The following is a 13,045-nucleotide window of genomic DNA, read 5'->3' as shown; positions in this document are numbered from 1 at the left end:
TTGTAATTCAATAGTGTTTCTTTCTTGATTTCCTGATTCTTTATTCTTAATTCTTTCTCAGGATTCTCTCCATTCCTTACCTGTCTTGGTAATAAAAACATCTTCAAGGTTAGCGGCCTTTACTTCCTTTTTACGCTCAAAGCCAGAGGCTATCAATTCATCAATAAAGGCATCGGGAGTATCAATACCTATAATGTTTCCGCCATCAACAAAGGCAACACGATCACACAGTACCTCGGCTTCATCCATATAATGAGTGGTTATAACTACGGTGGTTCCGTTATCACGTATCTCGCGTATCAGGTCCCAAAGGTTACGGCGCGCCTGGGGGTCAAGCCCGGTAGTCGGCTCATCCAAAAACACAATACGCGGGTTGTTTATCAGCGTTGTCGCGATAGAGAAACGTTGCTTTTGCCCGCCCGAAAGTTCTTTGTATTTTGATTTTGCTTTATCCGTTAAGGCAACCTTTTCCAGCATTTCGTTGGCCGAAACATCAATACCATACAAACCCGAAAACAGCTCAATAAGTTCAGTTAAGTTTAAGTTTGGATAATACCCTGCAGCTTGTAACTGTACGCCAATGCGCTGTTTAATAGCCGCGCCATCAGTCTCAATATTAAAACCATCCACCATAATGTGGCCCGATGTTTTATCGCGCAGGGTTTCAATAATCTCTAAAGTGGTAGTTTTTCCGGCGCCGTTTGGGCCCAGCAAGCCGAATATTTCACCCTCATAAACTTCAAAGCTGATGCCGTTTACAGCGGTAAAATCATCGTACTTTTTTACAAGGTTGTTAACAGTAATGATAGGTTGTTTTGCCATGTCGCAAAAGTCGAATACTTATTTGATATTACCATAAGTTTTTCGGCGAAAGGCGGTTTTTTTTAGGTAAACAAACTATCTAAAAGTTATTCTTCTTTACATACTGTTTTATGAGGCTTTCAAATGCGACTATCTTTTCATCACTCTTAAATACCTGCTGTTGAAAAGTAAAAAAACTACGGCTGTTAGAGTTAAACAAGATGTAATCATCTTTACGTTTAACAACTTTATTAATATTAGACCAGGCCAATTCCACCTTTATGGTTTCACCTGTTATTTTAACGCCGGTTTCAGAAAATTCATAAGTTTTAGGCTCGCTAATGTGTGCTATTTTTTTGTAGTAGTTTTTGGATTTTACAATAACCAGAAAGGGCATAGCCAACAGGTATACAAAATAAAATATAGCCAGGTAAGCTAAGGTGCTACCCTCGCTCATAATAAATGATAGCAAAAGCATAACAAAGGCCAATACCAACATAAACCATAATATCTTTCTTTGTAAAAGAACATACAGGTTTACATTACGGTATCTCTTCTGTTCTAATTTGGAGTTGATGATAACAGGTTCCATACGGGAGTTTTTACTGACGAAAGATAAAAATACTTTCCCAATAATACTCAAATGTTAATTTGTACCGCTACTGCAGCAACAACTTCAAACTAAAGCCAAAATTAGCGAAGGAGGTATTGAAAGCCTGCGAGGTATAAGGCTTGGTAATGGTCGAATCGTAAAATACTTTTGCGATAAAGCGTTTATTAAGCGAATAATCTACCGATGGCCTAATGGCGATATTGTTAGCGCCCGATGATACTTCGGCCTGCTGGATATCTGCACGATATATAAGCGTTTTGGTATCGTTGATAGAAAAGTCCATCTTAAAGTTCATATCGTTATTTAACTGCAGATTGCTGAACAAGCCAAACGGGAACCTGAATTTGTTGGTACGATAGCCAAAACCAAATACTGTATTGCTCTCATTTTGTTGTGCTAACTGACTATTGGCCAAACTTAAACTCAACGCACGCGACTGGCGGTACTCAATATTGGCAGTCATGCCGTTTTTAAACTGCATATCAAAACCCAGCAATGGCACAAACTGCTCATACAAACTAATTTGCGAGAATTGGTAAAAAGGTAAAAAGTCGCCGTTCACATCGCGGGTATCAACCGCGCCCCTGCTTTCGTGGTAACGTTGCAGGGTGCTGTAATTGCTCACCGTATAGGTAGAGCGGTAACCATGCCTTACAGTAACGGCGTTAAAAATATCGGATAAAAACGGCAAACGGCCAAGCCCGTCATACCTGATATCCCAGTTCGGTATCGGTATATCGGGGAAACTGCTCAGTTTTGAACTGCCCGGATCTTTACCTGTATATGCAGCTAAAAACGCATTCACTAAAACATCCTGCGATGACGCGCTGTAACCATCGGCAAAACCTGATGAAACACCAGCCGAGTTAGGATTAGTGCTACCTAAACGTTGTGATACAACTGACCTGTTATCCAGGAATTTTTGAAACGTTTGCGAAAAATTGTTAATACCTGATGGTTTAGAAAATGCCGTCGCTATTGATAAGGTAGAAATACTGTAATCACCTGTGGTAATAGGGCTCAGGTCTTCAAAACTATTAGTAGTGTTTAAATATTTAAAATTGGTTTGGTAATTCGAGTTGCGGATCTTGTCGGCTTTCAGATCAATATGCAGATCTTTTATTGGCTCAATAGTACCCAACAGGTGAATCTCTTCTTTATAAGTAGTTACATAAAGCTGATTCTGCAGGGTATCACGTGTTATCCACCCGCCGGCAAGGGCTTTTTGGCGTATATCTGCCTGGCTCCCTAATAAAAAGCCAATGCCCGGTGCATCATAGCTTGGGTCGGCACCGTAAAAATTGCTCTTGGGTAAATAGCCCGGTAAAAATGTACCCTCGGTACGGGTGTAGGTTCCGCTTATTCGTTTAACACTGGTTAACAAACCTAAAAACAAGCTACCCAAGCCCTTACTGTCCGGGTCGTTAAGTTTACGCAATACGCTGGATTTACTGTATAATGAGGCCAGGTTTAGTGCCGGGTTTAATTGTATAATGCGTGAGTTTTGGATACTGTTACCCACATTAAAATCAGAATTTGTGAGTGCAAACTGTGGAGCTGTTTTCCACTCAAAGCTTGCACTGTAACGGGCCATCAGGGTTGTCCAGTCAAAGCCCGGCAATTTATTAATGGGTACGGTGTAATTAAAGTTCAGGGTGTGGTTATAATCGGTAGTGCGGCCCAGGCTTTTCAGGTTGCTCCACAAAGTGTCTTTTTTCAAACCGTTTATACGGCCTTGCGGCTCATCTATCACACCAAGATTGGTGGCATCAATATCCATCGTTAACGATTTTGATAAATTCCAGCCTATGCCATATACACGCCTTACCGTAAAATTTTTGTTAAAAGTGGTCGGTATCGGGATAAAGTTATTCGGGTCATTATTGCGTAGGGTATTTTCCGAATAAAACCTGTCGAAAGTAATATTGAAGTTTAGGCGGCTTGGTAAAATGCTAAAATTAAAGTCCTTAAAAATGGCCAGCATATTACTTTTTATCCGTTTTTCTAATGGGGTGTAATACACGGGCTGGTTACTAAAATTATAGCTCAATGCTACACGGTACGTTTTCTGGAAATTATCAAGTGTTATAAAATCATGATGGTCATACTCGGTATAAGCATACGTAGCGCTCAGATTTTCAACATCCCAAAAATGGTTTGTTGCTTTAGGGTCTGTTTTAACTTTATGCACATTGGTTAAGTTAATGCTACGGCGGGTTGTTACATCCTGCGCTTGTGCCTGCACTGCAAGGAGCGAATCGCGGGTTGCTTTGGTATCCGCGGCAGCCAGCTCATCTGCAAGTTTCAGATCGGGTGCGGCTGGGTCATAAACAGGGGTGCTTACCTGCGAAGCGACATCAATATACAGCGGTATTTTCAACCCTATTTTTGCGGGGAAAAACTTACCAAGCTCCATATTGGTGGCTACATCATAGCTGTGCGTATCGGTTAAGGTCTGGTTACTTACACGTTGATCCAGCGGACCAAAGCCTGCTGTACTTTTACTTCCGGATACGGTTACATCGGCAAAATCTGCCAGCTTGGCGTTCAATCTTGCTGTTGCGGCCCAGCCCCCGCCTTCGTCAAAGTCGGTCAGGCGCAGCTCATCAAACCAAACATTTCCCGATCTATCTGCACCCGCAACACTGTACGGATTACGTACACCCAGCATAATGGTAGCTAACCTGCTCAAATCAGGTTGCCCTTTAATGGTAACGCCGTTATAGGTAAACGGAACATCTATCCGCCTGTGCTGGAGGTTACGTTGCATTTTAGCCTCGGTTAACCGCGCCAGGTCTATTTCTAAATTATTAGCGGTTGGCCATATTTGGGCCGGGTCGCTGGTGCCGTTTGGTGTTACCTTTAGCGGGATAACAAACTCATAATAATTATCTACATAATCGGCACCCATGCGGATAAACGCGCTCAGTTCATTATCGCGCAGTGTTTGGTTTGGCAGCGATTCGGCATGTATAAACATTTGGATGTGCTTATACTTACGCAGATCGTTACTAAAGGTTTTAAATGCCGCCCTGGAATAGCCGCTACGTAAATTATTTACCGTTACCGATAACGATTGCTCATTTAGCTGGGTATTGGTGGCCAGGTTATTATAATCTTGCTGGCGGTTAATACCCGGTGGCAAAACATATGGTATAGGTGTACGGGTACCGTTTTGCTCAATATTTATGGTACCTACATTCAACGCCGAGTTATCAAGCGGTGGATTTGGGATAGCCGGATCGGCAATTACGTTGGCCGGATTGCGCTCGTTGTTAAAAGCGCGCCACTCGCCGCGTACCAATTGCAGGCTGGCAAAGCGCAGCACCGAAGTATCAGCAAAATTTGTCATAAACATGCGGATAAAGCGGATGGCTTTAAAATCCTGAATGTTGCCCGTTTTTGATTGGTAGCCATTAATAGGTACCCTAAACTGGTACCAGTTAACAGTTTGTGTTTGCCCGTTGGCCAGCTTAACAGTAGCTGATATTTTATCGCTGATAAAATTTTGGCCAACCACCAAATCTTGCGGGCGCATAGATACTTTATATTGAAAATACTCATCAGCCTGGCTCATGGTATTATCACGGTTTATATCTTCGCCATCAGGTAATGATGTTGATGCCGATGTTTGGATACCCAATTGCGCCTGCGATTGCTCCGCGGTTTTTGAGTTACCCTCGGTGCCATTATAGTGGCTGTACCGTTGCAATATGCCTGCGTTGGCTTCATCTAAAGCGGGGCCGCGGTAATACTGGTAATCATCGCCTGATGGATCGGCGGCAAAAGCGGCCGCGGCTTTAGCACTAACGGTATTGCTTACGCTCTGCACCACTGATGCAAATTTAGCGCGTTCATCCGCATCGCCCATGCCATCAAGCCCTACATCCTGCAACAAACGGGCATCGGGATTATTATCAAAAGATTGTACAACAGGCTGCACCTTTGCTACACGGCCCCATGCGGTATTATCAACAGCATTGGGGTCGCCATCGGCAGGCAAGCCGTTCTCTAAACTTTTACGGCCGTCTTTTAAAATATCTTCTGATATGCTGCCAAGGTTAAAATACAGATCGCCACCTTGTGATGCAGGCTTGTAAATAAAAGGGTCGAGCATCCAAAACTCAATGTACTGTACGTTTAACGATTCAAAATCATTCACGTCTACCCGCCTGAACATCCCGCCCCAGCGGCTTTTAGGGTTCTGCAAAGTACCGTCGGTATTAATGCCGGTAGTGCTAAAGTTATAGGGCCCGCGTATGGTGGGGTAAAAAGCCATATCGAGCGTAGGCAATGGCAACGGCGAACCGGTGATAGATTGCTTATACGGATAAACTTCCTGCTCAAAAACCTGCCTTACATAATGGTTTGACAGTTCGTTGTTCGCGTTTGGCAACGGCGGCGATTGGCTGCTTGAGCGAAAATAAAATATCGGGTCGATGTTGTAAAAGGCAAGCAAGGCACGATTGTAACCATAGCTCAAATCATTGATCAGCTGCGACTCGGGGAATAGCTGCGGGGTACCCGAAATTTGCCAGCCCGATGCACTTTTAATATCGATAATGGAGCGGCTGTTCTCAAAATCATCAAGGTATGATGTACCATTAGCACCTGCAAAGTTGAGGGCGCTGGGGTGGCCAGGCATTAACTTGGCAAACTCAGCATTAAACGTTACCGACGAAGGCGCTTTTGTAGATATGAATGGTAATTTATCTACCATACGGGTTAAAAACCGCGATTGTGCATTGTAGTTGATATCAAAGCCCATAATGGTATTTGATATGGGCTCGTCGCCTATGCTGATATTTTGAGTGATGGGTTGCTCTGATAAGTGCAGAATGGTTGCACCTAAACTCAATTCTTTACTGGCTCGATAATCAAACCGCGAACCAAACAGCGATTTTTGCTGCACGCCAAACAGTTCGTTATTCTCCACATCGATATTGATGGGCTGCGCCGATGCCAGTAGGGATTGGTTTAAGATACGAACTGTTCCGCCATTATAGTCAACCGTAAAATCAGTCCCTTCCTGCAATTTTAAACTACCCGATGTAACAACCACCGAACCTTGCGGGATATTAATGGCATTTAAACGAAACTCCGAGCCTGATGTTGAAGTGTAGGTACCTTTAATTAAATAGCGGTTTTTTTGCGGGAAGTATTGCTGCGCGACAGTTTTTGTAGAATCATACAGTTGTTGGTAAACATATTTATCAACCAAAGCCTGTTCGCCGGGTGCAAACTTCTTTGCCAGATCGGAGCCAAAGGGTTCTAACAAGGGAAACGAAATGCGCCCATTTTGCGAATCGATGGTAACGCCTTCTAAAAAGTCAAAATATCCATCAGGTTGTTTTTGCTGCTGCTGATTCAGGTTATCCAAACTACCCAATTGCAACCATAGTTTTGATTTGGTTAAGGCCCCTTCTTCCATTATAGGCTTTTCAATACCCGATGTTTCATCCAAACGGGTAATGCTCAAATTAAAGTTGGTTGGGCTAACCTGGTACGCACCTAACGAATAGATGTTTTTCATCATCAATTTCCAGGTAGGCAGCTTGGTTTTGAGCAGTTCGCCTTTTAACAATTTGGTATAGAGTACCCGCGGTGTAGTTGGGTCAACCTTAATATCGGTACTAAACTCTCCCACCTGGTATTGCACCCCATTGTAGGTATACTGATAAGCTACTGCCAATACTTCATCATTATTTAGCGGGTAGTTTAATGATATATAACCCAATTGCGGGTGCAGGGTAAACTCCTTATCTGTTAACTTACGTGCATAACTTAGTTTGGAATAGTTATCCGTTGCGCCTGTGCCTGCAAAGTAGCTTGCCACAGCGCTGGAGTTTGTTTGCCTTGCGCCTGCCGGCAAATTTTGCAACAGGTTGTTTGATTGCTGTGTGAAAGCCCCCGCCGGGCCTGTAAAACCTGCAGGTAATGCAGAGCCACCACCTTGTACCAGGGCTGTATTGTTAGGCCGGTTTTCGCCCAGATCCAAAAAGGCTAAGATATCGCGCGAATCGGTAGTACTGTTATTACGGTTGGTTGTCCATACCTCTATTTTGGTGATGGTAACGTTCGAACTGATGATGGGGATATTAGCCAGTGCCTTGTTATAATTATCGCGGAAATACTGTGCTAAAAAATAGTGCTTGTTAGCCTCATAATCTGCAGGAGACAAGCGGAAAGTTTGCTGCTGCGAGCCCTGCTGCACCGTAATATGCTGCGATTGCGAACGCTGTTGCGAAAAAATACTGGTAACATCGAGCTTACCAAATTTGAATTTGGTTTTTATACCGAATAAAGCCTCCGTCCCTCTGATCAATGTGGTATTTAACGGCATGCTTACCGTACCGGCCTCTATTTTCTGGATGATCTCATCGGGCCTGCCGGTATAATCGAGCTTGATCTGGTTCTCAAACTGGAATTGGGCGTCGGTATTATAATTGGTATTGATCTTCAGCTTATCGCCGATAAAACCGGTTAGGTTCATCTGGATGTGCTGGTCAAAATTAAAGTTGGTTTGGGTACGCTGTGTGGTATTGAACAGCGGGTTCTCGTTCTTATTGATCTGCCCGGCAAATATCATTTCGGCAGAGCCTTGCGGGCGGATATCGATCACATCGCTGCCAAATATTTGCTGGAAAGTACGGCTCCTGATCTTAATCTGCGGTATAAAGCCGGGCTGCTGCGAATCATAAGCATAATTATCGGCAAGCTTTTTCCAATAAACCTTTATACCCTGGCGTTGTGTAAGATCAAGGTATTGCGAAAAGGTAAGAAACTGCGCGGGGCGATAAGGCAAATTACCGATTTTTTCGGTTAAGATATACCTGTTTGTAGCCGGGTCATATTCTACGGTGCGCACAAGGTTTGGCGGATCGGGCATTAAATACCCCTGCCTTGCCTTGAGGTTGTTCGACTTATCAATATTTATAGGTGTTTTTACAGACGAGGAATCCCTGTTCAGTATAGAGCCTGTTTGCCCGAATACCGACATTGAGCCGAGCATCGCAGCAAAAAACACAAGGTTGAAAGCCCGCTTCCGTATACTAATATTGATCAAGGTATGCTGTAAAAATTGTTCAGTAATTATAAGCTTTTAAGTGCAATTTTTATTAATTGCTCTACAGTTAAATTTTCGGTAGTTGAGCCGGCTGCTTTGTCTAATGCTTTTTCGGCAACATTCTTCACAAAACCAAGCATTACCAATGCCGATAACGCTTCATCTTTAGCGGTATGGTTAACCGGAATTGATATCAGGGTATCAGGTCCGTCCTTACGTAGTTTATCCTGTAATTCTAAAATAAGCCGCTGGGCTGATTTTGGACCAATACCTTTTATCCGCTGTATCACAGGCACATCGCCTTTCAAAATAGCCGCCTGTATTTCGGCCGGGTTAATAGATGATAACATCATCCGGCCTGTGTTAGGCCCAATTCCCGAAACGGAGATCAAATGTAAAAACAATCTGCGCTCACCTTCATCGGCAAAACCATATAGCGTATGCCCGTCTTCTTTCACATGCAGCCATGTAAACAGTTTGCAGTTTTCCTGATCTGCAATACCCGAATAGGTGTTCAGCGAAATATTAATATGATAACCAACACCGCCGGCATCAATAATAACATAAGTGGGGCATTTGTATACCAGTTTGCCGTTTATATATGCGTACATGTTGGTTATAAGCTTGCTGTTTAATTACGCAATGATAAAAACAATAACCCTTATTGCCCTAATTTATTGTTGGGTAAATATTAAATTTCCGGCTACTTTTTTTGCGCTCCTTCTTTCTCCTGCGCGTCAACTACAGCTATGGTTACCATGTTCACAATTTCGCGAACGGAGCTACCCAGTTGCAATACGTGTACCGATTTTTTCATTCCTAACAATATCGGCCCAACTGCTTCGGCCCCACCCAATTCCTGCAACAATTTATAGGCTATATTGCCGGATTCGAGCGTAGGGAATATCAGGGTATTGGCGGCCTCGCCTGCCAGCGTCGAGAACGGATAGTTATCAGCAAGCAAATCGGTATTAATGGCAAAGTTAGCCTGCATTTCGCCGTCTACTACCATATCAGGGTACTTTTCGTGCAGTATGTTCACCGCTTCGCGGGTTTTTTCGGGTATCGGCCCGTCGTTTGAGCCAAAATTAGAATAAGACAATACCGCCACACGTGGTTTGATATTGAACTTGCGCACCGATTTTTCTATCAGCACGGTAATATCAACCAGTTCCTGTGTACTTGGGTTAACGTTTACCGTGGTATCACCAAAAAATACAGGGCCTTTTTTAGTGATCATCATGTACATACCTGCCACGCGGTTTGCGCCCGGCTCGGTACCAATAATCTGCAGGGCAGGCTTCACCGTTTGTACGTAGTTTTTGGTTAAACCCGATATCAATGCGTCGGCATCGCCAAACTGCACCATGCAAGCACCAAAGTAGTTACGGTCGCGCAATAGCTTTTTGGCTTCAAATTGGGTTACCCCCCTGCGCTGGCGTTTGTTGAAAAGGTAATCAGCATATTTACATGCCTTCTCGGTTTCTACGCGGGTATCAATAATTTCCACATCGCCTAACTGCAGGTCGTTCTCTACCATGATCTGCTTGATACGGTCCACATTACCCAGCAATATCGGAATAGCTATACCCTCATCAATTACGATCTGAGCCGATTTTAGTATCTTATAATTATCCGCCTCGGCAAATACCACCCGTTTAGGGTTCGATTTTGCTTTGTTGGCTATGTTTCTTAATATCTTATTATCAAAACCCAGGCGCGCGTTCAGTTCATCCGCGTAAGCTGCCCAATCGGTAATTTGTTTGCGGGCCACACCTGTTTCCATAGCTGCTTTAGCTACCGCCATTGATACCTCGGTAATTAACCGGTTATCCATGGGTTTTGGTATGATATAATTTTTATCAAAGTGTAGATTTTTAGCATTATACGCCAAATTCACCTCTTCGGGAACTGTCTTTTTAGCCAGCTCGGCAATAGCGTATACTGCCGCAATCTTCATTTCTTCGTTAATGGTGGTAGCCCTCACATCCAACGCGCCACGGAATATGTATGGGAAACCCAACACGTTATTTACCTGGTTAGGATAATCAGAGCGTCCGGTAGCCATAATGATATCTTTACGCGCTTCGCAGGCAAGCTCATAATCGATCTCGGGCGTAGGGTTGGCCATGGCAAAAACAATAGGGTTTTTAGCCATTACCTTGAGCATTTGCTGCGTAACCACGTTACCTGCCGACAGGCCGATAAACACATCGGCATCTTTCATGGCATCAGCCAGGTTGCTAACATCGGTACGATGGGTAGCAAAAGCCATGCGCATTTCATCCAGGTCGGTACGGCCGGGATGTATAACGCCGTTGATATCGAACATCACCAAATTCTCGGGCTTAACGCCTAACGAGAGGTACATTTTTGAGCAGGAAACAGCCGCGGCACCCGCGCCGTTCACCACCATTTTTATTTTGTCGATCTTTTTTTTCTGAAGCTCCAGCGCGTTCAATAATGCTGCCGATGAAATGATGGCTGTACCATGCTGGTCATCATGCATTACGGGTATGTTCATTTCGGCTTTAAGCCTGCGCTCAATTTCGAAACAGGTTGGGGCCGATATATCTTCGAGGTTGATACCACCGAAGGTAGGCTCAAGCGCCTTAACTATATTTACAAAGGCATCAACATCAGTAACATCAACCTCTAAGTCAAACACATCGATATCGGCATATATTTTAAACAGCAGTCCTTTACCTTCCATTACTGGTTTGCCTGCAGCGGCGCCAATATTACCCAGGCCTAAAACGGCAGTTCCATTACTGATAACGGCAACCAGGTTACCTTTGGCGGTATATTTATATACATCATCAGGATTTTCTGCAATGCGCAGGCATGGCTCGGCCACGCCGGGCGAGTATGCCAATGAAAGATCGCGTTGTGTATTGGTGGGTTTGGTAGGTACTACTTGTATTTTACCCGGGCGGCCCTTCGAGTGGTATTCGAGGGCATCGAGTTTACGATTGGTCTTGTTCATTTTCTCAGCCATAAAGCCCACAAAATTACGATTCTTTTTGAGCCCGTATAAAAAAATAAAGGCCCCGCAAAGCAGGGCCTTATAAATATTGGTTTAAACAGTTTAACCGCGGTTTATTTTTAATGTCATGCCGGGTTGCAGGCGGCCTGCCTTTAAACCATTAAGCGATTTTATTTTTTCAACCGTAGCTCCGTCAAATTTTTCGGCTATCTGCGACAACGTATCGCCTGTTTTTACTTTGTATGTCAGGTAGCTTTTAGGCGCAGGTATTGCTTTTTCTTTCGCCGCGCTATAACGTTCTTCGGTGCCGGTTGGGGCGGTTAACCTTAATTGCAGGCCAGGAGATACTTTGAATGTTGCGAGATGGTTCCAGGCTTTCAGCTCCTGCGGCTCCATACCATACTTATCCGCTATAGAAGCCAGCGTTTCGCCACGTTTAACTTTATGGCTCGTTGGCAGTGTTTCTTCTTTTTCTGCTTTAAGCGGCCTTGTAAAGCTCGATGTTTCGTTAGTGCTGGCGTAAACCGGCTCCAACTGATTTGGCGCAATGGCCGAATCATTCAACACATTATATAAAACAGCAAAGTCTTCTTTTCTGATCTGTGGTATCACCAACCTTTTTGGCGCTGCCGCTGAGCCGTTAATGATATGCTTTTTGTACTGGGGGTTAAGCATATTCAACTGCGACATATCTATTTTAAGCGCGGTTGAAATTCCGGCAAGCGATACAAACTTATTCACCATAATGGTATCCGTTTTGGCCGAAAGATCGCATGAGCGCGGCATTATGCCATGCCTGCCATAATAGTTCATTACATAGCTCATGGCAATGTAGGCAGGCACGTAGTTACGTGTTTCGGCAGGCAGGTACGGGCGTATCGACCAAAAATCGCTTGCTCCTGCCAACTGTATGGCACGGGTAATATTACCTTTACCGCAATTGTATGATGCAATTGCTACTAACCAATCGCCAAAATCAAGGTAAGCGTCTTTAATATAAGCGGCAGCGGCATAGCTGGCCTGTATAGGGTCTTTACGCTCATCAATGTAGTTATCCATGCTCAAGCCATATAGTTTGGCTGTAGCAAACATAAACTGCCATGGGCCGGTTGCGCCTACGCGCGATACGGCATTAGGATCAAGTGACGACTCAACTACCGACAGGTATTTAATTTCTTCGGGAACGCCGGCATCATGAAAAGACTTTTCGTAAATAGGAAAATAATATTTGGACAAACCTATTATACGGCCCATTTCATCTTTGCGGCGGGTATACAGATCAATATAGGTTTGTACGTATTCGTTATAATCAAGGGGGATCTCTTTCTTTATCGAATCTAACCGGCGTTTGGATAAGGGATCCTGAAAACCGGACACAACAGTAACCAATGGCACCAAAGTGGTGTCGCCGGGTTTTTCATTGTAACTGGAATCGGATTTGCTTTTTTTAAGAGAGAGAGGTTCGGAGTGGGCTTTAACTTGTTGAATAATTGTCAAGCAGATGATAAAAGTCCAAAATTTCTTCATGCACATTTCTTTTTATACGGCTTTTATTGAGCCGTAGTTACCCTAAATTGTT

At 43.9% G+C, this 13,045-nt stretch carries 6 protein-coding genes; all 6 read right to left on the bottom strand.

The genetic code is table 11. The features are described 5' to 3' along the window. Positions 1-57 precede the first annotated feature (57 nt). The 6 genes from KXQ82_RS03180 to KXQ82_RS03155 all read right to left on the bottom strand — a co-directional run bounded on the left by KXQ82_RS03180 (position 58) and on the right by KXQ82_RS03155 (position 12,993). Complete coding sequence (locus KXQ82_RS03180) at positions 58-822, bottom strand: ABC transporter ATP-binding protein (protein ID WP_219486673.1); 765 nt, start codon at positions 820-822, stop codon at positions 58-60. 79 nt (positions 823-901) lie between these two features. Then, positions 902-1,393 carry a YcxB family protein gene (locus tag KXQ82_RS03175; RefSeq protein WP_219486672.1) on the bottom strand — a complete coding sequence of 164 codons (492 nt, stop codon included), beginning with the start codon at positions 1,391-1,393 and terminating at the stop codon, positions 902-904. 67 nt (positions 1,394-1,460) lie between these two features. Further along, complete coding sequence (sov, locus tag KXQ82_RS03170; protein WP_219486671.1) at positions 1,461-8,426, bottom strand: T9SS outer membrane translocon Sov/SprA; 6,966 nt, start codon at positions 8,424-8,426, stop codon at positions 1,461-1,463. Between the two features lie 80 nt (positions 8,427-8,506). Then, on the bottom strand, positions 8,507-9,091 hold the full coding sequence (ruvA, locus tag KXQ82_RS03165) for a Holliday junction branch migration protein RuvA (RefSeq protein WP_219486670.1): 585 nt from the start codon (positions 9,089-9,091) through the stop codon (positions 8,507-8,509). A 92-nt stretch (positions 9,092-9,183) separates the two neighbouring features. Further along, on the bottom strand, positions 9,184-11,466 hold the full coding sequence (locus KXQ82_RS03160; RefSeq protein ID WP_219486669.1) for an NADP-dependent malic enzyme: 2,283 nt from the start codon (positions 11,464-11,466) through the stop codon (positions 9,184-9,186). A gap of 102 nt (positions 11,467-11,568) precedes the next feature. Continuing rightward, positions 11,569-12,993 (bottom strand): lytic transglycosylase domain-containing protein, encoded by a 1,425-nt coding sequence (locus KXQ82_RS03155; RefSeq protein WP_219486668.1) that lies wholly within the window; start codon positions 12,991-12,993, stop codon positions 11,569-11,571. Between the last annotated feature and the right edge of the window lie 52 nt (positions 12,994-13,045).

Origin of the sequence: Mucilaginibacter rivuli, from assembly GCF_019391655.1 — a bacterium.
Taxonomy (GTDB): Bacteria; Bacteroidota; Bacteroidia; order Sphingobacteriales; family Sphingobacteriaceae; genus Mucilaginibacter; species Mucilaginibacter rivuli.
The sequence above is the reverse complement of the archived record's forward strand: the minus strand, read 5'-3'. Positions and strand labels throughout refer to the sequence as shown.